Raw genomic sequence first — 23,008 nt, forward strand, 5'->3', positions numbered from 1 at the left:
CGCGGGGGGCTCACCACCGGCGATCTCAGCCCCCGTCGACTCAAGCCTGGCTCTGGCCTGGTCAGCGTCGCGGGATCATCCGGTGGCCGAACTTCATGTGACCGTTGATGAAACGGGATATGACGACTCCCAAAACGATGCTCGCTGACGGCGACCGTGTCAACCTCTGCACCGGCTCCTTGAGCCCGTTGTAACACGATCGGCCGCCTCGCAAGGGAAAACGAGAATCTCTCAGCCCCGTCACGTTACAGAGCCGTCTCGGCACTCCACGTGATCGTTACCCAGGGCAACTAATCGTCACCCAACCGGTACGACGACCGTCCCCTTCGCGCGCGTGATCACCAGCGGTTCGGCCAGGACCTCGGCGGCCGACTCGGACCGGTCCGACCGGCCCCGGCAGACGACGTACGCGCTGAAGTCGAGGTCGCGGCTGCGGTTGCCGACCCGGGTGATCGTTGCCGTTACCTCCACCACGTCACCGGCGCGCAGCGGCTGCAGGAACTGGACGTCGGAGTACGACGCGAACAGGCCCTCGTCGCCGTCGGCCTGGATGCAGACCTCGGTCGCCACGTCACCGAACAGCGCGAGCACGTACGCGCCGTCGACCAGGTTCCCGGCATAGTGCGCGTGGCTGTACGGGATGTACCGCCGGTGCGTCGCCGTCAGTCCGATAGTTGCCTTTGACACCTTTTATGCCGTCTTCCTGTGCGGGGTCCGCTTGGTCACGAGTGCGTCGACCAGATAGCTGGCCACCTCGCCAGGCGTCGTACCGCGGCCGAAGACCCGGTCCACGCCGAGCTCGCCGGCCATCTGCTCGGTGAAACGGGGGCCTCCGGCAACCAGCACCGGCCGCGCGTCCTCGGCGTACGCCTCCCGGAACGCGGCCGACATCTCCTTGGTGTTGAGTACGTGCGCCTCCCGCTGGGTCACCACCTGCGACACCAGGATCGCGTCGGCCTTCTCCGCCCTCGCCCGGCGGACCAGCTCCGGTACGGCGACCTGCGCGCCGAGGTTCACCACCTTGAGCTCGCGGTAGTACTCCAGGCCCTTCTCCCCCGCGAACCCCTTGATGTTCATGATCGCGTCGATACCGACGGTGTGCGCGTCGGTGCCGATACACGCACCGACGATGGTCAGCCGGCGGCGCAGCGTCTTGCGGATCGCGAGGTTCACCTCCTTCGGCGACAGCAGCGGGTAGTCGCGCTCGATCACCTCGACCTTGCTGGTGTCGACCAGGTGGTTCACCGGGCCGTAGACCACGAAGAAGGTGAAGTCCGGGCCCATCGCCTTCGAGTGCACGACGAGCGCCGGGTCCATGCCCATCTTGTTCGCGAGCTGGACGGCGGCGCCCTCGGCCCGCTTGTCGTGCGGGACCGGCAGCGTGAACGACAGCTGCACCATGCCGTCGCCCGTGGTGTCGCCGTACGGCCGGATGATGCTCACTGGTCCTCCTCCAACAGCTCGATCGCCGGGTTGTAGTACTCCATGGACCGGCGGGCCACTCCGTCCAGACCGCGGCCCGCGTCCTGCGGGCGCTTCATCAGACCGAAGGTGCCGTCGCCGATCGCGTTCAGCAGACCGTCGTCGACGATCTCCTCGAGCAGTTCCACCGACTCCCCCAGCACCTGCCGGGCCCGGGACGCGATGAAGCCGTCCGGGGCCGGCCGGAAGTCCTCATGAAGGTTGCCGGCGGCACCCAGAACGTAGCGGACGTTCTGCAGGGCCAGGTCCCGGTCGGAGATCCACGGCGTGACCACCGCCTCGGTCATCATGCCGACCAGCAGGATGCCCTGCCCGGTCATCGCGCCGACCAGGTTGAAGAACCCGTCCAGCAGGTACCCACGGAACACGTCGCCGGTCATGTGCCGGGTCGGCGGCATCCACTTCAGCGGCGCGTCCGGGAACAGTTGCCGGGCCAGCATCGCGTGCGCCAGCTCGAGCCGGAACGAGTCCGGCAGGTCGGGGTTGATCTCGAACGCGTGCCCGAGCCCGAGCTGCCAGTCCTGCAGCCCGGCCTCCTTGGCGAAGTACTCGTTCAGCAGCTGCGACACCGTCACCGTGTGGGCGGCCTCGACCGCGTCGGCGGTGGTCAGGTAGTTGTCCTCGCCGGTGTTGATGATGATCCCGGCCCGGGCGTGGATCTGCCGGCTGAACCGCTGGTCGACGAAGGTGCGGATCGGGTTGATGTCGCGGAACAGGATCCCGTACATCGAGTCGTTCAGCATCATGTCCAGCCGCTGCAGCCCGGCCAGCGTCGCGATCTCCGGCATGCACAGCCCGGACGCGTAGTTCGTCAGCCGGATGTAGCGCCCGAGTTCCTTCGACGACTCGTCCAGCGCCGCGCGCATCAGCCGGAAGTTCTCCTGCGTCGCGTACGTCCCGGCGAAGCCCTCGCGGGTGGCGCCTTCCGGCACGTAGTCCAGCAACGACTGCCCGGTCGAGCGGATCACGGCGATAACGTCGGCGCCCGCCCGCGCCGCTGCCTGGGCCTGCGGGATGTCCTCGTAGATGTCGCCGGTGGCAACGATCAGGTAGATCCACGGCCGCTGCTCCGGGTCGCCGTGCCGCTTGATCATCCGGTCGCGCTCACGCCGCCGCGCGTCGACCTTCTTCAACCCGGCGGCGGCCGCCTTCCGCGCCGCCGCTCGCGCCCGTACGGCGTCCCGTCCCTCGGGCAGCCGGAACGTCACCGACCCCGAGGCGGCCTTCTGCGCCAGCACAGCCAGGTCCTCCGCCTCGCCACGGACCAGCGCGTCCCACACCGGCAGGGCAAGGCCGTGCTCCAGCCCCACATCCGCACGGACCGTGTCCGCGAGCCGGTTGACCCACGGGATCCCTTCCGTGTCCGCGCCGGCCAGCCCGGCCAACCGCAGTACCGCTCGCTCGACCGACACCGTCGTGTGCTGCTTGGCCAGGTTGACGATCGGGCGTCCGGCCTTCCGGGCCAGGCTCCGCGCCTTCCGGACGGTGACCGGATCGAGGTCGAGCTTCTTCTCCGCACGCGTCACTGCGACCATCCTTCGGCTTCATAGACCACGCGGCCGCCGACGGCGGTACGCAAACAAGTGGGGATGCCCTCGCTCAGATCCGGCAGCACCGGCACCCCGGCACGCGGGTCGGTCGACCAGGCGGCGACGCGCTCGTCCGGCGTCTGCACGACCAGGTTCGCGTCGCTGTGCCAGATCGCGTACGTCGCTGCCGTGCCCGGCGCGAGGACGCCCGCGTCATCGATCCCGGCCGCCCGCCACCCACCGCGGGTGTGCGCCTGGAACGCGGCCCGCACGGTCACCCGCTCGGACTTCTCGTGATGGAACGCGGCCGCCCGCACCGCCTCCCAGCCACCGAGCTCGGTGACCGGCGAGTCCGAACCGAACGCCAGGACGACGCCGGCCCGGGCCAGTGAACCGAACGGGTTCATCCCCTGCCACCGGTCGCCGACGCGCTCGGCGTACATCCCGTCCGGGCCGCCCCAGAGCGCGTCGAACACCGGCTGCACGCTGGCGACGACACCGCAGCGGGCCAACGTCGCGATCGTTGCCTCGTCGACCATTTCGACGTGCTCGAGCCGGTGCCGGGCGGCGACGAGTGCTTGCACGCCGACCTTCTCGGCGGCGAGCTCGAAGCCGCGGGCGATGTTGTCGAGGGCCTGGTCGCCGATGCAGTGGAAGCCGGCCTGGACGTTCCGCTCGGTGCAGGCGATCACATGCTCGGCGATCTGCTCGGGCGTCAGGTAGGCGTGACCGCGGCGGTCCGCGCGATCGGCGTACGGCGTCCGCAGCGCGGCCGTCCGCGAGCCGAGGGCACCGTCCGCGTTCAGGTCACCTGCCAGGCCCGCCAACCCGTAGGTGCCGATGTGCTCGAAGACACCCGGCTCACCCCAGTAGAGCGTCGCCGACAGACCGAGCTCGCCGGCGATCTCGCGGACGAGCGGCAGCTCCCAGAGCGGCCCGATGTGCGGGGCGGCCATCTCGTGGAAGGCGCCGATACCCTTCGCCGCCATCGCCTGCAGCGCAGCCCGGATGTCCTGCCGGCGCTGATCGGGACCGATCAGTTCGCTCAACGCGTCCCGGACCGCGTGATGCGCGTCCCGCTCCACTCGGCCGCTCGATTCGTAGCCGTCGCCCACAGCCGACGGCACCAGCGCCGAGGAGATCACTCCGGAGTGGCCGTCGACCCGGGACAGGTACACGCGGCGACCGCCCGCCGCACGGTCCAGCTCCTCTGCCGTCGGAGGGCGACCTTCCGGCCACTTGGTCTCGTCCCACCCGGCACCATCGATCACCGCATCGGCCGGGAGCTGCGCCGCGAAGCCGGCAAGGCGATCGAGGGCCTCGGCCAACGTGCCAGTGCCGGCGAGGTCGAGGCCGGTGAGCAGCGCGCCGGTCTGCGCGGTGTGGACGTGGGCGTCGACGAAGGCCGGCGTGACCAGCTTGCCGTCGAGGTCGATCACCTCGTCGGCGCCGTCGGCGTACGAACCCGCGCCGGTGTCGTCACCGAGCCAGGTCACCACACCGTCGTCGAAGGCGATCGCGGTGGCGTGGGGGTCGACGGGTGAGTAGACGGAACCGTTCGTCAGAAGTGTGCGCACGAACTAATCCTCCGCCAGCCTGCTCTCGAACAGTCCGCGGACACCCGGCTCGGCCCGCAACAGCTCGATCGCGTAGTCCGCGTGACCGGGCACGTACCCGTTGCCGACCAGCATCGTCACGTCCGCCGCGAGACCTTCCGCGCCGAGTGCCGCGGCGGAGAAGGACGTGGCCATCGAGAAGAAGATCACCGTCCCGCCGGCCGCCGTCGAAAGGACGGCTCCGTGCTCACAGCCCGGTACGTCGACGCAGACAACGGTGATGTCCGCCGGTCCCCCGGCCTCCTCGACCGCCTTCGCCAGCGCTACCGGATCACGGGCATCGGCCAGGGTGACCGCGTCAGCGATCCCGGCCGCGGTGAGCCGCTCGGCCTCGGCCGCTACGGGAACGATTCCGATCGTGCGAGCGGCGCCGGCGGACCGTGCCGCGGCCAGCGACAACGACCCGGATTTGCCTGCGCCGCCAATAACTGACACGACAGGCTTTGTGCCTTTGTCGACATACTGGCGCACCACGCGAGCGGTCAGCGCCGGTGCGCCGCAGACGTCCATGACGGCGAGCGACAGCTCGGGCTTGAGGTCGTCGGGCAGCTTCGCGACGATTGACCGGGCGAACAGGATCGCGTGGCCCTGCGCCGGCACCTGCTCGCTCTTCCCGTCCCAGCTCGCGAGCTCGTCGGTGATCCGCAGCGGCGTCAGGGTGAGCGACACGAGCGTGGCGACGCGGTCACACTTGCGGACACCGAGGGGCGACTCCGGGCCGACCTCGTCGACCACGCCGACGAGCATGCCGCCGGAGCCGGTAACCGGGTTCTGCATCTTGCCGCGGGTCCCGACGATGTCGAGGACCGCCCGGCGGATCGCCGTACCGTCGCCGCCGTGGGCCTCGGCGAGCTGGCGGTAGGACGCGGCGTCCAGATTCAGCCGCTCGACCGCGATCCGGATCTCGTCCGGCCAGATCTCGGCGCGCGCGTCCAGCGTCTCCGCCGCCTGCGGCAACACGCCGGACGGCGCGAGTACGCGATGCAGTCCTACCGGGCTCGATGACACGGATCCTCCTCGTTGCGGTCAGGCAAAATACTACTGATAGAGCTGTGTGACGAGAATTCTTGCGGCGTACTGTTGGATCTGAGGGAAGTTCTATCGCTATCCTCACATGTGACCGCATCACCCCTGAAGCCCCCCGGAGCCCGAATGACTGACTTGATCAGCCCCGATGTCGCCGTACCGGAGCCTGCCGACCTGGCCGGCCAGCCGTACGCGTACCGACGGGCCGAGCTGGTGGAGCCGGACTGGACCCGGCTGCCCGGGTGGAAGGACGTCACGGCCGAGCAGTGGCGCTCGGTGCAGTGGCAGCGGTCGCATTGCGTGAAGAACGTCAAGCAGTTGCGTGACGTGATGGGGGACCTGCTCGAGGAGCGCGTCTACGAGGATCTGACCCGGGACCAGGCCGAGCGGGCGACGATGTCGATGCTGCTGCCGCCGCAGATGCTCAACACGATCGTGCCGAACGGCGCCGCGGACTACACCGAGGCGTTCTACGCCGACCCGGTCCGCCGCTACATGCTGCCGGTGTTCAGCGACCGTCGCGCCGACTGGCCGTCGCACCCGCACGCAACCCGGGACTCGTTGCACGAGCACGAGATGTGGGCCACGGAGGGGTTGACCCACCGGTACCCGACCAAGGTCCTTGCGGAGATCCTGCCCACGTGTCCGCAGTACTGCGGACACTGCACCCGCATGGACCTGGTCGGGAACTCGACCCCCGTGATCGACAAGCTCAAGTTCGTCGCCAAGCCGCAGACGCGGCTCGACGACATGCTCGACTACCTGCGTCGTACGCCGGGCGTCCGCGACGTCGTCGTGTCCGGTGGCGACGTGGCGAACATGCCGTGGCCGCGCCTCGAGGCGTTCCTGACGAGCCTGCTCGAGATCGAGAACATCCGCGACATCCGGCTGGCCACCAAGGCACTGATGGGGCTGCCGCAGCACTGGCTGTCGGACGACGTCCGCGCCGGGGTCGAGCGGGTCGCTCAGCTCGGACGTCAGCGCGGTGTGATGATCGCCATGCACACGCACGTTAACGCGGCCCAGTCGGTGACGCCTTTGGTGGCTGAGGCAACGAAGGCGATGTTCGAGGCCGGTCTCCGCGACGTCCGCAACCAGGGCGTGCTGATGCGCGGCGTGAACGACTCGGTGCCGCAGCTGCTGGACCTGTGCTTCGCGCTGCTCGATGGCGCGACGATCACGCCGTACTACTTCTACATGTGCGACATGATCCCGTTCTCCGAGCACTGGCGGGTATCGGTCAAGGACGCGCAGCACTTGCAGCACGGCATCCTCGGCTACCTCCCCGGCTTCGCCACCCCGCGGATCGTCTGCGACGTCCCGTACGTCGGCAAGCGGTGGGTGCACCAGTTGTCGGAGTACGACGAGGTCCGCGGCATCTCGTACTGGAAGAAGAACTACCGCACCGGGATCGAGCACCAGGACCCCGAGGCGCTGAACCGCACGTACGAGTACTACGACCCGATCGACACGCTCCCGGCCGAGGGCCAGGAGTGGTGGACGCAGCACGCCGGCACCTCGCTGGCCGAGGCCGAGAAGCACGCCGCCGCCTCGCGCTCCACCGCCGAGGCGCAGAAGTTCCTGCAGATCAACTGACCCCCGTTCCGCCTTCGGTGCCACCAATGCAGGGGGTGGCACCGGGGGTGTTCTCTCGTTGCCTGCCGCAACTTGCTCGCTCCGTCGCCGGCGGTGCACCGGCTGAGCGCTAGTCTTCCGTGTCGTCCATCGTTCGGCATGTCTGGGGCATGCCGAGAGCTCGGGAGTCTGTGTGCGGGTCGTCCGCTCTGTCGTTGGTGTTCTGCTCGCCCTCATCGGTCTTCTCGTCGGTCTGGCCGGCGCCGCGGCCGCGTTCTGGCTGATCGGTCCGGACGACACGGTGAAGTCGGGTGATCAGCACCTGACCAGCAAGGGGCTTGCGATCGCGAGCTCGCCCGAGTTGCTGGACCGGCACGGGCCGGTGCTGCACGTCGAAGCCCGGTCCACTGATGGCAAGCCGGTGTTCGTCGGCGTCGGGCGGGACTTCGATGTGGCCAGCTATCTCAAGGGGTTCGCGCACACGTCGCTGGTGCAGGTGCAGTACCCGATCTCGCTGACCACCCAGGAGAAGAAGGGGACCGCTGGTCCGCTCGCAGCACCGGCTGGGCTCGACTGGTGGGTTGCCAGGGCGAACGGGGCTGGGACTCAGTCGATCGAATGGCCGATCAGTGACGGGCCGTACGACGTGGTGATCATGAGCGCGGACGGGAAGACGGCGCCGGATGTGCAGGTGGATCTGGGGATCGAGATTCCGCACGCGTTCGTGGCTGCGCTCGGTGTGTTCCTGGCCGGAGTGATCTTGGTTGCCGTCGGCATCTTGCTGATCCTGTTCCGGCGGCGGCGGCCGACTTCAGCGCAGCCGGTGTTCGCGGGGTCCGCCGTACCCGGGCCGCCGCCGTACGTCCAGGGGCCTCCGTCCCAGCCGGTGCGGCGGGTTGTGGGGATCGGGGTGGCGTTGAGTCTCGTCACCGGGTGTTCGGCGATCCCGCAGCGGGACACCGTCGAGAGCCTCACCCGTCCGGCGGTTAGCGACGAGACCGCGGCCGCCGTGGTCAAGCACTACAACGAGGTCAACAACGCCGCCAACCGCCGCCGCGACGACAAGCTGATCGCGACCGTCGAGGCCGGGAACGTGGTTCGGGAGAGCCAGGCCGGCTACACGATCAGCCGGACGCTGGACAAGGCCGGCAAGGACCTGATCAAGCCGTTCACGTACACCAAGCCCGTCGTCGGCGCACCGACGTACGGCACGTACCCGATGCACTTCGTCGTGTCCGCGGGCATCTCCGACACCAAGGACTACCGCTACCTCGGCGTGTGGGAACGCACCACCGCGGGCAGCCCGTGGATGCTGACCTTCGCCGCCGCTCCCCCGGTCGCGGTCAAGGTCCCGGACATCACCGGCCTGCGCACCGTCACGAACGCCGACGCCAGGCGACTGACCGCCGCGCCACAAGCCGCCGCGACCGCCCTGGCCGAGTACCTGACGGTCGGCGCGAAGTCCCCGCGCGCGGCGTCGTTCACCCCGAATGCCAGCGTCACCAAGGTCCTCGCGAGCGTCGCCGACTGGCGCAAGAGCGCGGCGAAGGAGCCGAAGATCTACCAGAACGTGACCGAAGAGTTCAGCATCGACACCCCACCGACCGCGTTCGTCACCAAGTCCGGCGCGGCCCTCGTCTTCGCCACCGTCACCGAGGACTTCAAGCTCGAGATCGGCTCCAACTACACCTTCAACTGGTCCAGCGGCGACCCCATCGGCTTCAGCCCTGCCTCCGTCAAGTACCAAGGTGGCCTCACCCGCACCACCCTCCACGACGCCGTCCTCCTCGTCCCCGCCAAGGGCGCCGGCAAGATCACCATCCTCTCCTTCGAATCCCAACTCATCGACGCCGGCGGATACTGATACGAGGCAGCTGAGTACGCCGACGACGTCGATGCCGTCTACCTCGGGCTGGCCCAGTCGTTCTTCCTCGGATCGGACATCAACACCGTCGGCTCCGGGACCGAGGTGTACTCGCTGATCCGCGCCAGCGACCGCGCACCCGGGGACTACCTCAACACGTTCTTCGACACTGGGACGGAGTACCAGCGCGACGTCCAGTAGCCGACAATGGTGGTGTGAGCGCATTCGTGGTGGGCGTCAGCCGGGATTCCGAACATCGGTTCAGCAAGCCGGCCGCCGACTCGATCCGCGTGGTCGAGGGCATCGGCGTCGAGGGCGACTCGCACGCCGGCCGGACGGTCCAGCACCTGCACCCGATGCGCCTCGACCCCACCCGGCCGAACCTGCGCCAGGTCCACCTGATCCAAGCCGAGCTGCACGACGAGCTGCGGGAGCTCGGGTACGACGTGAAGCCCGGCGAACTCGGCGAGAACATCACCACCCGCGGCGTCGACCTCCTCACCCTCCCCCGGGGCACGCGCCTCCGGATCGGAGCCGAAGCCGTCCTCGAGGTCACCGGGTTGAGGAGCCCCTGCCACCAGATCAACGACTTCCGCCCCGGCCTCCTCAAGCAGGTCATCCACACCGACCCCGACGGCAACGTCATCCGCAAGACCGGCGTCATGTCCATCGTCCTCACCAGCGGAGACATCACCCCCGACGACCCGATCGAGGTGGTCCTCCCCGACGGTCCCCGGGTGCCGCTCGAGGTGGTCTAGCCGGGCACGCCCATCAACTCGGGCAACTCGGCGAAGGACTTCACGGTTGGCCCGGGCCAGGCGGGGTGGCTGTCGGCGTGCTCGAGCGTCCGGATCGCGTGCATGCCGAGCCCAGCCGCGGCCGCGAGCTCGTTGTCCCGACCGTCTCCGACGAACACGCAGTCCCCCGGCGACACTCCCAGAGCACCGCACGCAGCCAGGTAGATCGCCGGCTCAGGCTTCGCCGCGCCGATCTCAGCGGAGAAGGCCGTGGTGTCGAAGTACGGCGCCAGTGGACTGTCCGCCCATTGCATCTGCGTCTCCGCCGTGATGTTGCTGACCAGTCCGATCCGCCATCCAGCCGATCTGAAGACCCCCAACGCGGCGAGCGTCCCGGCCGGCGCCGCAGCGAGCAGCCGTCGGGACAGCCCACGCCGCAAGTTCGTTGCCTCCCGCACCTGCTCCTCCGCCGGCGTCACCTCACAACGCCCCACGATCACCCGAACCGTGGCCGCCAGATCGCCGTACGCCCCCACGAACCGCTCGTACGCCGTGACCTCGAACTCGCGAGCGAAGTCCCCAGGATCAACCCCCAGCAACCGCGCCATCTCCGCATGAACCACGTCCCGCTCGGTGTCACCCCCGGGCACCAACGTACTGAACAAATCCGTCAGAAGAACTCGGCGCACGCACCCGACCCTATCCCCGCTTCCCGGAACAAAACCGCCACCCACAGCAAACTACTTACCGCAAACCACCAACACCCCAGCCAGAAACCACCCGTCCGGGACACTGCCCTCCTAGCATCTGCCTGCGCTGCCCCAGCGCCACACACGCACGTCGCCAATACCCTCACCGCCCGACCACATGGCCCTCTCCGATCACGCCGAGCCGTAAACCGATCCGCGCCGCCGGCGGAGCCGGCCGACAGAACTGCCGCCGCCGAAGGCGGTGTCCTTTGGGAGACGTTGGGTTAGAGGGCTGGGGGGCGGCGTTCGTACGGGGTGCTGAGGACGATTGTGGTTGTCGTGGAGACGTTGGCTCGGGCTCGGATGACGGCCAGGAGGTTTTCGAGGGCCCCGGGGGAGGCGACGCGGACTACGAGGATGTAGCTGGAGTCGCCGGCTACCGAGTAGCAGGACTCGATCTCGCGGACCTCACGGAGGCGTTCGGGCGAGTCGTCGGGCTGGGACGGGTCGATCGGGCGGATCGAGATGAGCGCGGTGAGCGGGAGGTCGAGGGCGGTGTGGTCGACGGTTGCGGCGTACCCCTGGATGATGCCGCGCTGCTCCAGCCGCTTGACCCGCTGGTGCACCGCCGACGTGGACAGGCCGGTCGCCTTTCCGAGGTCGGTGAAGCTCATCCTGCCGTCGCTGGCGAGCAGCCCGACGATCTTGCGGTCCAGGTCCTCCATCCTGGAGACACTACTTGAGTACGGCGCGCGCCCGCATGCGTTCTCACGTCAGCGAGACAGCGTCAGCACCACCCCGGCATGGTCGGACGGCCACAAGCCGGTGACCGGATCCTTGGCGCTGCTGTCCGCACCCGTCACCTCGCCGGCGATCACGCGAACGTGCTCACCGGGTGCCGGCCGGGCGAAGATCATGTCGATCCGGTGGTCGAACGACGGCGGCGCCGGTTCGTCGACAGTCTCGTTCAGTCCGGACGTCCACCCCTCCGAGGCGGGCCGCCAGGTCAGCCAGAGATCGGTGAACCCGCCGGGACCGGTGATGAAGTTGTACGGCCCGTTGTGCGGCGTCCTGAGCGGATCCGTCGGTTTGACCGAACTGTTCAGCGGATCGGAGTTGCAGTCGCATCCGATGATCGTGGTCCGCCCGCGATCGCCCGCCGGGCCGGTCAGCAACTCCACCGCCTGGGCCAGCGCCAGATCCGAGCTGAACGCCTCGAGATGAGTGTTCACGAACCGGAACGACCGCCCCGAGCCGTGCGCGACATCCACCCAGTTGAAGCCGCGAACGAACGACGCTTGCAGACCGGCCACCGAGAGCACGAGTTTGTGGTCGTACTGCCCGCTTCCCGAGTCGAGCACCCGCAGGTTGCTCGAGGCACGCAGCAGGATCACATCGCGCATGGTGAGCCGCACGTCCCGCCCGTCGGTCGCCGAACCCGTGAACGGGTTGCCGAGGAAGGCCGGCGCCTCCACGTCGGATTCCTGCTGTACGACGACCGCCTTGTACGGAACGCCTTGCCGGCGGAGATCCTGGAGCAGGATCGCCAGGAAGTCGTAGTCGACCGTGGTCGCGTTGAGCGCCCCTGGACTGCCCGAACCCGGCAGCTCCAGCGGGCCGTGCCGCCACAGCGCCACCTCCTGGACGCCGATCAGATCCGGCTTCGCCCCGGCGATCTCACGGGCGAGGAGTTGACTGCGGCGCGGGAAGTTCGTCCGGTCGACGATGGCCCGGGTGAGGTGGTTCGCGTTGCCGAGGGCGACGAATGCCGCGGCGCCGGTCAGCCCGGCGGTCGCCTCGATCGGTCGCTGGATGTCGGCACCCAGATAGATGTTGCGTGTCATCACGCTGACCGGCTTGTCCACGACGGCTCCGGCAGGTGCGGCCTGCAGGGGTACGGCGATCAGCCCGAAGACTGCGATGGCGACAGTGAACCTGTACAACCGTGACCGGCGCATACGATCCCCTCCCTGGGTGACGCTGACCCGATCCTTGGCCGGTCCTGGCGGTGTGGCAAGAGCTCGTCGCAGTTGTCGGCGCGCTGTGAAAGCATCTGCCCATGGCTGACAGACCTCAGCGGTTGATGCTGCTGGACACCGCGTCGCTCTACTTCCGCGCGTTCTTCGGCGTGCCGGACACGATGAAGGCCGCCGACGGGACGCCGACGAACGCGATCCGCGGGCTGCTCGACTTCATCGCCCGCCTGGCCGAGAACCACCGGCCGACCCATCTGGTCGCCTGCTGGGACGACAACTGGCGCCCGTCGTGGCGGGTCGCCCTGATCCCGTCGTACAAGGCGCAGCGGGTCGAGTTCGTCACGCCGAAGGGTGAGCAGGTCGAGGACGTCCCGGACCGCCTGGAGGTTCAGGTGCCGTACATCCGGGCCTGCCTGGAGGCCCTCGGCATCGCCGTGGTCGGCGCGCCCGACCACGAGGCCGACGACGTGATCGGCACCCTCTCGCACCAGGCGACCATGCCGGTGGACGTGGTCACCGGCGACCGCGACCTGTTCCAGCTGATCGACGACAGCCGCGGCATCCGCGTCGTCTACACCGCCGCGCGCGGCGTCGGCCGGGCCGATGTGTACGACGAGAAGGCACTGCTCGCCAAGTACGACGTCCCCGCGAACCGGTACGCCGACTTCGCCACCCTTCGTGGTGACGCCTCCGACGGACTGCCCGGGGTGAAGGGCATCGGCGAGAAGACCGCCGCCTCCCTCGTCACGGCGTACGGCGACCTGGACTCGATCCGCGCGGCCGCGGCAGACGCGAGTACGCCGATGTCCGCGTCGGTGAAGCGGAAGATCCTGGAGGCGGCCGACTACCTCGATGTCGCGCCGAAGGTCGTCGCGGTCGCCAAGGACGCGCCGGTCGGCTCGTTCGACCCGGCGATCCCGCACGAGGTGAAGGACCCGGAGCGCTGGCTCGATCTGGTCGAGCTGCTCGAGCTCGGTGGGAGCGCGCAGCGGGTCATGACCGCGCTCAACCTGGGACCGAAGGCATGAGCGCTACCCGCGAGCTCGCCGGGCGGTTCGGCGAGGAGATCGTCACGCTCCGGCGCGCGCTGCACCAGGTTCCGGAGTACGACCTCGAGCTGCCCAAGTCCCAGCGTCTGATCCTCGACGCGCTGGAGGGTCTGCCGTTGGAGATCACGCTCGGCAAGGAGCTGTCGTCGGTCACCGCCGTACTGCGCGGTGGTCGCGGACCGGGTCCCGTCGTGCTGCTGCGTGGCGACATGGACGCGCTGCCGGTGACCGAGCGCGTCGACGTACCGTTCGTGTCCCAGCATCCCGGGATGATGCATGCCTGCGGCCACGATCTCCATGTCGCGGGGCTCGTCGGCGCGGCCAAGATCCTCTGCTCGCTGCAGGCGGAGCTGCCCGGTGACGTGGTGTTCATGTTCCAGCCCGGCGAGGAGACGTCCGGCGGAGCGCCGATCATGATCCGCGAAGGGGTTCTCGACGCGGCCGGCCGGCGCGCGGATGCGGCGTACGGTCTGCACGTCGGGTCCGCGGGCCAGCCGTTGGGGATGTGGAGCAGCCGGCCCGGCTCGTTCATGGCCGCGGCCGACCAGTTGCACGTGCGCGTGGTCGGAGCGGGTACGCACGGATCGATCCCGTACCGGGGCAAGGATCCGATCCCGGTGCTCTGCGAGATGGTCGGGGCGTTGCAGACCATGGTGACGCGGCAGTTCGACGTGTTCGACCCGGTCGTCCTCACGGTCGGGCGGATCGCGGGCGGGACGAAGGAGAACATCATCCCGGACGACGCGTTCTTCGACGCGACGGTACGGACGTTCTCCGCCGAGGCTCGCGCCAAGGTGCAACTGGCCTCGGTGCAACTGGTCGAGTCGCTGGCGGCCGCGCACGGGCTGACCGCGGAGGTGGACTACCAGATCGGCTACCCGGTGACGGTCAACGACGCCGCGGAGTTCGAGTTCGCCCGGGACACGATCGTCGACCTCTTCGGCCCCGACCGCTTCCGCGAACGCCGCAATCCGCGGTGCGGCGCCGAGGACATGTCGTACGTCCTGCAGGAGGTCCCCGGCGTCTACCTGAACCTCAGCGCCTGCCGCTCCGCCGACCCGGAAGCCGCCGCCGACAACCACTCCCCCTTGGCCGACTTCGACGACTCCATCCTCCCCGACGCCTCAGCCCTCCTGGCCGAACTCGCCGTACGCCGTCTCGCGCGGACCTGACGCGCCGGAGCCCGGGCCAAAAGCCCCGGCTCAGCGGCCGAGGCCGGCGTTGCGGGCTCGGATGATGGCTTCGGCGCGGTCGGCGACGTGGAGTTTGGCGAAGATGTTCGAGACGTTGTTGCGGACGGTCTTCGGGGAAAGGAAGAGCTCGGTGGCGATCTGGGCGTTCGAGCGGCCGGCCGCCACCAGGGCGAGGATCTCGTGTTCGCGGGTGGTGAGCTGCGGGAAGGGGCTGCCCGGGGTCGCGGCCGGGGCGGCGGCGAAGAACTCGGCGACCCGCCGGGCGATCGCCGGTCCGAAGATCGCCTCGCCCTGCGCGACGGCCGTGATCGCGCGGACGATCTCCGCCTGGTTCGCACCCTTCAGCAGGTAGCCACGGGCGCCGGCCCGCATCGCGGCGAACAGGGTCTGGTCCTCCTCGGCCATCGTGAGTACGACGACGCCGATATGTGGACTGTCCGCGGTGATCGCCCGCGTCGCCTCGATCCCGTCCAGTCGCGGCATCTGCACGTCCATCACCACGACATCCGGCTGCACCTCCCGCGCGCGGTCCACGGCCTCCACCCCGTCGGCCGCCGTACCGACGACCTCGACGCCGTCCAGCGACCCGAGCAACGCGGCCAGCCCGTCGCGGTAGACGGGATGATCGTCGGCCAGCAGCACCCGCACGCTCTCACCCATGAACACCCTCCGGTACGGCGTCGAGCGGCAACCGGACCCGTACGACGGTGCCGCCGCCCGCCGGACACGTGACACTGCAGACTCCCCCGAGCTCGGCGGCCCGTTCCCGCACCGACAGCATCCCCACCCCCGCCTGCACCTCCGCGCCGATCCCGATCCCGTCATCGCTGACGGACAACTCGAGCGCCGATCCGTCCAGCTGCAGGGTGATGTCGCACCGAGCGGCGGCCGCGTGCCGGGCCACATTCGTCAACGCCTCCGAGGCGATTCGGAACGCCGCCACCTCGACGCCCGCCGGCAGCGCGCCGAGCTGGTCCGCGTCGACAGACACCGCCAGACCGCTCAGCCGGAACCGCTCCGCCTGCTGCTCGATCGCCCGTACCAACCCGAGCTCGTCCAGCGCCGGCGGCCGCAGATCGTGAACCAACCGGCGTACGTCGGCCAGCGCGGCGGCGACCTCCATCGTCGCCTGCTCCAGCATCCGATCCGCCTCGGCCGGAGCCGACTTCGCCAGGTTCCGGGCAGTCTCGATGCGCAGTGCCACCGCGCCCAGGCTCGGGCCGAGGCTGTCGTGCAGGTCGCGCCGGAGCCGCCGCCGCTCCTCCTCGCGCGCCGCGACCAACCGACTGCGGCCCTGCTGCAATTCGGTGCTCAGCTCACTGGCCCGCGCAGCCGCAGCGGCCTGCCGGACAAGGTCACCCAGTAACCGCTGGTCCCGCTCAGACAACGCCGTACCGCGGCCCGGGCAGAACACCAGCCGACCGACCGACTCGCCGCGATAGCCGACAGCCAGCGCGTGGGTCGGGCCAACCTCCCGGCCGTGCTCGACGATCGCCAGCCCTCCGCCGGACCGCTCGATCTCCACGCGTACGTACGGCAACCGGAATGCCTCCGCCACCGTGCGGGCGACGGCACGCAGCTGCTCGTCCGGGTCGGCCGCCGACTCCAGCCGTTCGGCCAGCGCGGACATGGTCGCGTACGGATCGTCACGGGAGCCGCGGACGAGACGTCGTACCCAGCGCCAGAGCCGGCTCCGCAGCGGCGCGTAGACCACGGCGACGACCGCGATCGCCACCAGCGCGGCATCGCGCTCACCCAGCACACCGCCGGCCACCGCGAACACGGCCAGGTCGACCCCGACCACGAGGACCGCGAGGACGCCGTACAGGAAGGTGGCCGAGAGCAACCGATCTACGTCGTACAGCCGATGCTTGCTGACGGCGACGACGATCGCGGCCGAGGTCAGCGCGATGGCGAGGGCGAACAGGAGCGCCGAGACCGCGGGTGGATTCTCGAGTGGCACGACCAGCACGATCAGGTCGACCAGGGCGGCCCACATCAGCCAGCGGATCTGCGCCCGGCGTTCTCGCGACGCGGCCCGGTAGCGGTGGACGGTCACGGCGAACGGTACGACCAGGCTGACGATCACCCCGGCGTACGCAACCCGGAGCAGCGCGGCCCAGACGTCGTACGGCAGATCGACGCTGAACGGGTCGAGGTTCAGCGCCCGGATCTCGGGTGGGAGCGCGGCGGACTGATAGCGCTCCATCACGTCGATCGGTGCGACGAGCAACAGCAGCGGGAGCAGGGTGGTGAGGGCGAGGCTGGCGATCGACAGACCGCGCCACAGTCGCGCGGTGGGCAGCCTGCCGTCCGGGAAGAGCAGGATCAGCAGCGGCAGCCCGAGCAGGAGGAACGCACCGAACCGCGAGTAGAACCAGTACGCCGCTGACGCGCCGGGCAGACCCGGCGACGTGTAGATCGCGTACGCCGCCCAGCTCGAGGCGAACCCGTCGACGATCCACAACAGACCCGACCCGGTCAGGATCCAGGCGATCGGGTGCCGCGGGAGCCGATGCAGCAGGAGCAGACCGGGGATGACTTGAGCCAGTCCGGACAGGACGGCGGTCCACCCCGCGTCGAGCTCGGCCGCGGGCGGAATGTCGGTGCCGTTGCGCAGGTCGAGGACGACCGTCGCGACAGACAGCAGGAGCGCGACTGTACCGAGTACAGCCGGCCCCCATCCCCTCCGTGCGTCCTCCCCCATCGCTGCATTGTCACCCAAAGTGTGTCCCGCCGTCCCGGGTCAACTGTCCCGTCGTACGTCGGGACAGCTCGAGGGACCGCGGACCCTGTCTCGCGGGTCAGCCGGCCCCGAAGACTCGGAGGCCATGAGACAGACCTCAGGGGGAGGAACCGGAATGACTACAACACCTGCGAAGGCCCGCACCGATGTGGTGCCGTCGCTTCAGGTGCCGGCCGGTCCGGCCGAACGCACGATCCGCCGGCTCGGTCTCGGCCTGACGGCCGGGACGCTGACGTGGGCCGCGAGCATCTTCGCGTTCACCACGGTGACCGAAGGGGTGCCGGAGCGGATCGGCGATCTGACCGGGCTCGCGTTCCAGCTGGGCGTGTTCTGCCTGCTGGCGATTCAGTACCGGACCCGTGCGACCGGGACGTCGACCGTACTGCTGAAGGTGGAGGCGGTGATCCTCGGGATCGCGAGCGTCTGGTCGCTGCTGCACGGTGTGCTCCCGTCGAACCTGCAGGACGCGGCGTGGCTGGTCCCGATGGACATCTGCTGGCCGTTGTCGATGCTCGGTATGGCGGTGATCTCGGTGAAGATCGCGCTGGCCGGCCGGTGGCGGGGCGTCCTGCGCTGGTGGCCGCTGGTCGCGGAGAGCTGGGCGATCGTGACCGTACCGTCGATGATCCTCTTCGGCGACGGGGCTTCCCGGTGGATCGGCGGGACGCATCTGCTGATCGGGTACGCGACCTTGGGTGTCCTGCTCGCCCTCCGGCCGGACCTCGTCGTACCGAAGAACTGAGAACCGGGCGGCGCCACCCCTCTGTGGGGTGGCGCCCGCTCTAGTTCAGTTGGGCGTCGAGCCAGGACATGAAGGCGCCGTAGTCGGCACTGATCGACATGATGATCTCGGTGCCCTGCTCACTACGGCTCATCCGCGCGATGGAGTCGAGCGCGACCCGCTCCCGGGCGAACCGGATCCCCGGCCACAGAGTCGCGGCCGCGAGCGTGAGCGCGTCATGCTGCATCGAACCGGGATAGTGCTCCATCCACCGGTCGAAGTGCGCTCGCAGGACCTTCGCCCAGGTCGGCGTGTCCGCCTGAGCCCACCGCTGATAGATCGGCGACTCGCGCGTGATCTCCATCGCCGGGTTGAACGTCACGTCGGAGACAACCAGCGTGGGAAGCCAGGGCTCGAGCGCCGGCACCATCCGGATCGCGGCGTCCGGATCAACCCGGAAGTTGTGCTCCGCCCGCGCCGGATCCCGATACTCGATCGCCCCGCCCATCTGCGTGACAACCATCCGCGCAACCAACTCGGGCCGCTCCGCCTGCAACGCCGCCAGATTCGACAGCGGCCCCATCCCGACCCACCGGATCCGTCCCGACACCGACGCGCACACCGCGTCAACCGCCGAAACCACATCATCGTCCTGCTTCGGTACGCCGGCCGGAAACAACCCGTCGACGAAATACAGCCTGCTGTTCCCGAGATCCGACCCGGCCACCACCTTCACATCCGGCCGCCCCACCAGATCCAGCAGATACCGAACGAACCGCGCCCGCTCCCCGCCGTACTCATCACTGGTGATCACCAACGCCAACTCGGCCACCCGCCGAGCCGCCACCACCAACGCCACCGTGTCATCCGGATCCCCACCGGCATCGGTATCGATGATCATCGGCGCCCGCGCGATCGGCGGCGGTCCGGCCGGCGGTGGTGGCCCGCCCGAAGTCAGCGAGTCGGCGAGGTCGCCGAAGTCCTCATGACTCTCGCCCAGCCCAACGAGTGCCAACCAGTCGCTGGTCGGATCCCCTTCGCTCCGGCTGCCACCCATGCGTACCTCCGCCTGTCTGTGCTGAGCTGAGAACATTCTGTACGAACACCCGCTTGTCGTCGTCGCTGCCACAACGGTCGTAGGCAGCCCAGATCCGAGCGCCGGCATTCGCCGGAACCCGTGCGTGCGCCAGCGTTCGCTGGAGAAGCTCCGCGTGTTGCTTGTCGGTCCTGTGGACGAAGGAGTCGAGAAACTCCTTGAGCCGCGGATCGGTCTCGCCGCCGCCGATCCAGGCGCGAATCTCGGCACGGTATCGCCGGGCACCGGTCTCCAGTCCGGTCCGGTAGTCCATGCCCGAGTCCCGGAGCATGGCTGCGTGCTGCGCGCAGTCCGCAACCGCGAGGAGATTCACCACTTTCGCGCCTTCGCGCACTCGCAACTGCCGAAGCCGTGGTGAGACGCGTCCCTCGCTCAAGCCCACGAGCAGAGTCGGCTCGTTGCGTTGCCCGGTCTGTGCCGGGCCATCGGCGCCGATCCGCACCGGACTCGTCATCGGACCGTCGAGCAACTCTTCGACGCTGTTGAGCGCGAGCTGATGAGCGAAGGTCTTCGACTCGTCGGCAGGAAGGTCGTAGAACGGACGGCCTTGCCGCGACTCCGAGGCGGTCAGGTGAACCTCGTAGCCCTTCTTGCTGCCCGGGTGGGGATCGTGCGGTGATTCGCCGAAGAACGCGTACCGCCCCGTGAAGGTCGTCTCGGGGTAGACCGCCGCCAGTAGCTCCTGCACCGTGCCCTTGAAGCTGGTGTCGAACACCGAGACCCGGCTCTGCGGTAGGCCGACTGGCACGTGGTGCGCCTGCAGGTAGTCGCTGAGCACCCGGAATCCGCCGATCGTGTCCGCGGGGTCCACCCGGGGCGCCACGCGCCGGTAGCCGTGGACCTGAGGAAACTCCAGACCCTGGTGGTTCTCCAGATCCTGGAGTGCGTTCTCGACGAGCGCCCGGGACAGCACGACGTTCGAGACGTGCCGCTTGACGAACCGGGGGTCGAGCCTGGCCATCGCCAGCGCGAGATGGTGTCCGTCACGCCCGAGTGCGACGACGCGGCCGGTACGACGTGAGCCGACGTCGGCACGCAGGTCCGCCAGCATGTCGTCGGCGATCCTGACCATCATCGGCGCCGGAAACTCGTACGCGACAACGTAGGCGTCGCGCAATGTGTCGAGGTCGCCGTGGTCGGCGATCCCCAGTCTGGTCGCCACCCGGTACGCAGCCGCGGCGCCTCGGGCGCGGACGGATTCTGGAGCTTCGGTCGCCATGCCTCAAGTAGCGCACATTCGGCGCCGACGCCGCAGAAGTTATCCACAGGCTGCGCACCGAAGCTGCCTTCGCAGCGCCCTGCGGCGCCTCACCCGTCCCGGTCTCTTCCGGCCGCACCGACCGCCACCGCCTCAACCACAGCGCGCTGCCTCAAGCGCTACATCGCCCCGCGAACTCCTACCCCACATCCACCAAGCCCTCACCCCAACTGCTTGACGATCTATAGGAGCGTAGTGAAGATCCGGCTGGACCTCGGTCAGTCGATGCCTTCGACGATGCGGAAGTCGCGCTCGACGCCGTCGGAGAGGGCGACCAGCGCCTCCTGGTAGGCCGCACTCTCGTGCGCCGCGACGGCCTGCTCGAAGCTGTCGAACTCGACCAGGACGGTGCGCTCGGCGATTCCGGCGTCATGCGCCACGACCCGACCGCCACGGACGAGCGTCCGACCGCCCCCGGCCTTCACGGCCTGAGCGGCCAGCTTGTTGTAAGCAGCCAGCTTCTCAGGGTCTGAAATGGTGCGATAGGCGCTGACCCAGTAGCCCTTGGGCATGGAACCTCCAGTGTTGGGATGAGTGCATCTGACTTACGGGTTGGTCTCGGACGAGCGTCGGCGGGCGAGAGCGAGGCTTGTCAGCGTCGTGATCGCCATGGCGCCGATACCGACCAGCGCCGCGGTGGTGTAGGCGCTGTCGTCGGGGAAGAGGTGGCCGGGGCCGGTGCCCGCGGCGAGGATCAGGCCGCCGATGGCGCTGCCCAGGGAGTACCCGACGCTGCGGACGACGTAGTTGAAGCTCATGGCGCTCGACGTCTCGCTCTTGGGGGTGACGGCCAGGATGACGCCGGGCATCGCGGCCGAGAAGCCGCCGACGCCGAAGCCGAGCACGGCCATCGCCGCGAACAGTTCGGCCAGGTCCGACCGGGCCGCCGCGAACAGGGCGAACCCGCCGCCGACCACGACGGCGCTGCCGGCCAGGAGCAGGGGGTCGGCGATCCGCGTCCGGACCCGCGGCGTGAGCTTGCCGGCAACGAACCCCAGCACCGAGAACGGGATGAGGACCAGCCCGGCGACGAAGGTCGTCAGCCCGAAGCCGTAGCCGGCGCCGTGCGGCGTCTGCGCGTACCGGGTGATGAGCGTGAGCAGGAGGTACATGCCGATCCCGCCGACGAACATGGCGAGGTTCGCCCCGGCGACCGCCGGGTGCCGCACCGCCCGCACATCGACCAGGGGCGTCGTGCTGCGCAGCTCGATGACGGCCCAGACGCAGAGCAGCACCATCGCGACGACGGCGAGGCCCGCCGCCACGGCGAGGTGCCGGCTCCACAGATTCCGTTCGCCGGCGAGGAACAGCACCAGGAGCAGCGCAGCGGCCAGGACGGCCGCGCCTGCCACGTCCACGTGGGCGGAGCGGCCTTCGGGGGCTTCGGGCATGGAGCGCCACGCGGTCAGGAAGGCGACGGCGGTGACGACCAGGCCGAAGCCGTAGGCGGCGCGCACCCCGCCGAGTTCGGCGAGCAGCCCGGCGAGGGGGTAACCGACGCCGACCCCGATGATCGAGACCACCGAGATCAGGGCGATGGTGGCCGCGCTGCGCGGCTCCGGGAGATGGTCGCGGGCCACGCCCATCATCAGCGCCGTCAGACCGAGTCCCACACCTTGGGCAGCCCTGCCGACGAGCAGCCATCCGAACGGCAGTGGGAGCACGGTGAGCGCGCTGCCGGCGACGACGACCGCCAGCGTGACGAGAATTGTGGCTCGCCGGTGGGGGCCTGCTCCGAGCCGGCCGAGGACGGGCGTGGCGACGGCGCCGCTCAGCAACGCGATGGTCAACGTCCACTGCGCGCTGCCGAGCGAGACGTGGAACGTGGTCGCCACGCTGGTGATGAGCGGCGCCCCGAGGCTGGCGACCGCTGCCACGACCAGCGCGATGAACATCAGGGCGGGGACCAGCAGCCGCGCCTCGGAACGCGCCACCGGGAACGCCTTCACCGGGACCCCGCCGACCGGCTGCCCGGTCACTGCTTCGGCCCTTCGCGGTCCTGGCTTTCGAGCTCTGCCAGATGCTTCAGCGCCGGAAGGGCCGCCACCAGCGCCTCGACTTCGTCGCCGGTGAGCTCGCCGATCAACCGCTCGAACGCGTCGACGCCCGCCTGGCGCCGCGTCCGGACGTAGGAGGCGCCGGCCTCGGTCAGGCACACCAGCGTGACCCGCTTGTCGGACGCGTCGCCCCACCGCTCGACCAGGCCGGACTCCTCCATCACCCGGACCAGGGCGGTCATCGCGGGCTGGGTGACGCCCTCGACCGCGGCCAGATCGGTGATGCGCCGCGGGCCGGTCCGGTCCAGGGTGGCCAGGGTGGCGGCGGACGTCAGGCTCATGTCCCGGGGCAGGCGTCTCGTGGCCCTGGTGGCCAGGCCGTAGAGGGCTGCCCCGATGGCGGCGGACGCGCCAGGAGCGGTGTCTTGACGACTCATGCTCGAAGCATAACAGT

21 protein-coding genes and 1 pseudogene are annotated in these 23,008 nt (G+C 69.3%); 7 read left to right on the forward strand and 15 right to left on the reverse strand.

The genetic code is table 11. The features are described 5' to 3' along the window. Positions 1-297: 297 nt before the first annotated feature. Genes kal through kdd form a run of 5 tightly spaced genes read right to left on the reverse strand, consistent with a single transcriptional unit; the run spans position 298 to position 5,635 of the window. Positions 298-687 (reverse strand): 3-aminobutyryl-CoA ammonia lyase, encoded by a 390-nt coding sequence (gene kal, locus ACZ6O0_RS01760; protein WP_465762893.1) that lies wholly within the window; start codon positions 685-687, stop codon positions 298-300. Positions 688-690: 3 nt separating this feature from the next. After that, positions 691-1,443 carry a lysine 5,6-aminomutase subunit beta gene (gene kamE / locus ACZ6O0_RS01765; protein WP_465762894.1) on the reverse strand — a complete coding sequence of 251 codons (753 nt, stop codon included), beginning with the start codon at positions 1,441-1,443 and terminating at the stop codon, positions 691-693. Next, entirely contained in the window at positions 1,440-3,008 is a 1,569-nt protein-coding gene (gene kamD, locus ACZ6O0_RS01770; protein ID WP_465762895.1) for a lysine 5,6-aminomutase subunit alpha, read from the reverse strand. Before kamD ends, kamE begins: the two co-directional genes overlap by 4 nt. After that, positions 3,005-4,588: an amidohydrolase gene (locus ACZ6O0_RS01775; RefSeq protein ID WP_465762896.1), complete on the reverse strand. Its 1,584-nt coding sequence runs from the start codon at positions 4,586-4,588 to the stop codon at positions 3,005-3,007. Before ACZ6O0_RS01775 ends, kamD begins: the two co-directional genes overlap by 4 nt. A 3-nt stretch (positions 4,589-4,591) precedes the next feature. After that, positions 4,592-5,635, reverse strand: a complete 1,044-nt coding sequence (kdd, locus tag ACZ6O0_RS01780) for an L-erythro-3,5-diaminohexanoate dehydrogenase (RefSeq protein ID WP_465762897.1) — start codon at positions 5,633-5,635, stop codon at positions 4,592-4,594. Positions 5,636-5,779: 144 nt separating this feature from the next. Here kdd and ACZ6O0_RS01785 point away from each other — a divergent pair, with 144 nt between their 5' ends. The 3 genes from ACZ6O0_RS01785 (at position 5,780) to ACZ6O0_RS01795 (ending at position 9,850) form a co-directional block, all read left to right on the forward strand. Beyond that, positions 5,780-7,249 (forward strand): KamA family radical SAM protein, encoded by a 1,470-nt coding sequence (locus tag ACZ6O0_RS01785; protein WP_465762898.1) that lies wholly within the window; start codon positions 5,780-5,782, stop codon positions 7,247-7,249. A gap of 172 nt (positions 7,250-7,421) precedes the next feature. After that, the gene (locus ACZ6O0_RS01790) at positions 7,422-9,092 is read left to right on the forward strand and encodes a resistance to Congo red protein (RefSeq protein WP_465762899.1); all 1,671 of its coding nucleotides are present in this window, start codon (positions 7,422-7,424) and stop codon (positions 9,090-9,092) included. Positions 9,093-9,307: 215 nt separating this feature from the next. Next, on the forward strand, positions 9,308-9,850 hold the full coding sequence (locus ACZ6O0_RS01795; RefSeq protein WP_465762900.1) for an MOSC domain-containing protein: 543 nt from the start codon (positions 9,308-9,310) through the stop codon (positions 9,848-9,850). Here ACZ6O0_RS01795 and ACZ6O0_RS01800 read toward each other — a convergent pair. From ACZ6O0_RS01800 to ACZ6O0_RS01810, 3 genes are all read right to left on the reverse strand, one after another. Next, positions 9,847-10,518 carry an HAD family hydrolase gene (locus ACZ6O0_RS01800; RefSeq protein WP_465762901.1) on the reverse strand — a complete coding sequence of 224 codons (672 nt, stop codon included), beginning with the start codon at positions 10,516-10,518 and terminating at the stop codon, positions 9,847-9,849. The genes ACZ6O0_RS01795 and ACZ6O0_RS01800 overlap by 4 nt on opposite strands. Positions 10,519-10,802: 284 nt before the next feature. After that, the gene (locus ACZ6O0_RS01805) at positions 10,803-11,243 is read right to left on the reverse strand and encodes an Lrp/AsnC family transcriptional regulator (RefSeq protein WP_137256794.1); all 441 of its coding nucleotides are present in this window, start codon (positions 11,241-11,243) and stop codon (positions 10,803-10,805) included. 48 nt (positions 11,244-11,291) lie between these two features. Next, on the reverse strand, positions 11,292-12,476 hold the full coding sequence (locus ACZ6O0_RS01810) for an endonuclease/exonuclease/phosphatase family protein (RefSeq protein WP_465762902.1): 1,185 nt from the start codon (positions 12,474-12,476) through the stop codon (positions 11,292-11,294). A gap of 125 nt (positions 12,477-12,601) precedes the next feature. On the opposite strand from ACZ6O0_RS01810, the gene ACZ6O0_RS01815 reads away from it, so the two are divergent. Continuing rightward, positions 12,602-13,522, forward strand: a complete 921-nt coding sequence (locus ACZ6O0_RS01815) for a 5'-3' exonuclease (RefSeq protein ID WP_465764050.1) — start codon at positions 12,602-12,604, stop codon at positions 13,520-13,522. Further along, a complete protein-coding gene (locus ACZ6O0_RS01820) occupies positions 13,519-14,715 on the forward strand; it encodes a M20 metallopeptidase family protein (protein WP_465762903.1) in 1,197 nt (398 codons plus the stop codon). The genes ACZ6O0_RS01815 and ACZ6O0_RS01820 overlap by 4 nt, the downstream gene beginning before the upstream one ends. Before the next feature lie 30 nt (positions 14,716-14,745). Here the strand turns inward: ACZ6O0_RS01820 and ACZ6O0_RS01825 are convergent, their stop codons facing one another. Further along, the gene (locus ACZ6O0_RS01825) at positions 14,746-15,396 is read right to left on the reverse strand and encodes a response regulator transcription factor (protein WP_465762904.1); all 651 of its coding nucleotides are present in this window, start codon (positions 15,394-15,396) and stop codon (positions 14,746-14,748) included. Further along, positions 15,389-17,443, reverse strand: coding sequence for a sensor histidine kinase (locus ACZ6O0_RS01830; protein WP_465762905.1), 2,055 nt, complete (start codon positions 17,441-17,443; stop codon positions 15,389-15,391). The genes ACZ6O0_RS01825 and ACZ6O0_RS01830 overlap by 8 nt, the downstream gene beginning before the upstream one ends. Before the next feature lie 154 nt (positions 17,444-17,597). On the opposite strand from ACZ6O0_RS01830, the gene ACZ6O0_RS01835 reads away from it, so the two are divergent. Further along, positions 17,598-18,224, forward strand: coding sequence for a hypothetical protein (locus ACZ6O0_RS01835; RefSeq protein ID WP_465762906.1), 627 nt, complete (start codon positions 17,598-17,600; stop codon positions 18,222-18,224). 40 nt (positions 18,225-18,264) lie between these two features. Here ACZ6O0_RS01835 and ACZ6O0_RS01840 read toward each other — a convergent pair whose 3' ends face one another. Both ACZ6O0_RS01840 and ACZ6O0_RS01845 read right to left on the reverse strand, forming a co-directional pair. Then, positions 18,265-19,260: a nucleoside hydrolase gene (locus ACZ6O0_RS01840; protein WP_465762907.1), complete on the reverse strand. Its 996-nt coding sequence runs from the start codon at positions 19,258-19,260 to the stop codon at positions 18,265-18,267. Beyond that, on the reverse strand, positions 19,187-20,518 hold the full coding sequence (locus ACZ6O0_RS01845) for a hypothetical protein (RefSeq protein ID WP_465762908.1): 1,332 nt from the start codon (positions 20,516-20,518) through the stop codon (positions 19,187-19,189). Before ACZ6O0_RS01845 ends, ACZ6O0_RS01840 begins: the two co-directional genes overlap by 74 nt. Positions 20,519-20,565: 47 nt before the next feature. On the opposite strand from ACZ6O0_RS01845, the pseudogene ACZ6O0_RS01850 reads away from it, so the two are divergent. Continuing rightward, positions 20,566-20,745, forward strand: a pseudogene (locus ACZ6O0_RS01850) (hypothetical protein); the annotation flags it as partial. Between the two features lie 30 nt (positions 20,746-20,775). On the opposite strand, the gene ACZ6O0_RS01855 reads toward ACZ6O0_RS01850, so the two are convergent. The 3 genes from ACZ6O0_RS01855 to ACZ6O0_RS01865 are packed head-to-tail and all read right to left on the reverse strand — an operon-like array spanning position 20,776 to position 22,991. Next, on the reverse strand, positions 20,776-21,069 hold the full coding sequence (locus ACZ6O0_RS01855; protein ID WP_465762909.1) for a DUF1330 domain-containing protein: 294 nt from the start codon (positions 21,067-21,069) through the stop codon (positions 20,776-20,778). Between the two features lie 33 nt (positions 21,070-21,102). Then, positions 21,103-22,536, reverse strand: a complete 1,434-nt coding sequence (locus tag ACZ6O0_RS01860; protein WP_465762910.1) for an MFS transporter — start codon at positions 22,534-22,536, stop codon at positions 21,103-21,105. Next, entirely contained in the window at positions 22,533-22,991 is a 459-nt protein-coding gene (locus ACZ6O0_RS01865; RefSeq protein ID WP_360456572.1) for a MarR family winged helix-turn-helix transcriptional regulator, read from the reverse strand. Before ACZ6O0_RS01865 ends, ACZ6O0_RS01860 begins: the two co-directional genes overlap by 4 nt. Positions 22,992-23,008: the final 17 nt, after the last annotated feature.

The sequence above is a fragment of the Kribbella sp. NPDC048837 genome (genome assembly GCF_055586945.1).

Excerpts from the sequence above, each read along its gene's own strand:
- ACZ6O0_RS01785 (WP_465762898.1), top strand. The coding sequence starts at position 5,780 with ATGACTGACTTGATCAGCCCCGATGTCGCCGTACCGGAGCCTGCCGAC.
- ACZ6O0_RS01805 (WP_137256794.1), bottom strand. The coding sequence starts at position 11,243 with ATGGAGGACCTGGACCGCAAGATCGTCGGGCTGCTCGCCAGCGACGGC.
- ACZ6O0_RS01810 (WP_465762902.1), bottom strand. The coding sequence starts at position 12,476 with ATGCGCCGGTCACGGTTGTACAGGTTCACTGTCGCCATCGCAGTCTTC.
- ACZ6O0_RS01815 (WP_465764050.1), top strand. The coding sequence starts at position 12,602 with ATGCTGCTGGACACCGCGTCGCTCTACTTCCGCGCGTTCTTCGGCGTG.
- ACZ6O0_RS01820 (WP_465762903.1), top strand. The coding sequence starts at position 13,519 with ATGAGCGCTACCCGCGAGCTCGCCGGGCGGTTCGGCGAGGAGATCGTC.
- ACZ6O0_RS01825 (WP_465762904.1), bottom strand. The coding sequence starts at position 15,396 with ATGGGTGAGAGCGTGCGGGTGCTGCTGGCCGACGATCATCCCGTCTAC.
- ACZ6O0_RS01830 (WP_465762905.1), bottom strand. The coding sequence starts at position 17,443 with ATGGGGGAGGACGCACGGAGGGGATGGGGGCCGGCTGTACTCGGTACA.
- ACZ6O0_RS01835 (WP_465762906.1), top strand. The coding sequence starts at position 17,598 with ATGACTACAACACCTGCGAAGGCCCGCACCGATGTGGTGCCGTCGCTT.
- ACZ6O0_RS01840 (WP_465762907.1), bottom strand. The coding sequence starts at position 19,260 with ATGGGTGGCAGCCGGAGCGAAGGGGATCCGACCAGCGACTGGTTGGCA.
- ACZ6O0_RS01845 (WP_465762908.1), bottom strand. The coding sequence starts at position 20,518 with ATGGCGACCGAAGCTCCAGAATCCGTCCGCGCCCGAGGCGCCGCGGCT.
- ACZ6O0_RS01855 (WP_465762909.1), bottom strand. The coding sequence starts at position 21,069 with ATGCCCAAGGGCTACTGGGTCAGCGCCTATCGCACCATTTCAGACCCT.
- ACZ6O0_RS01865 (WP_360456572.1), bottom strand. The coding sequence starts at position 22,991 with ATGAGTCGTCAAGACACCGCTCCTGGCGCGTCCGCCGCCATCGGGGCA.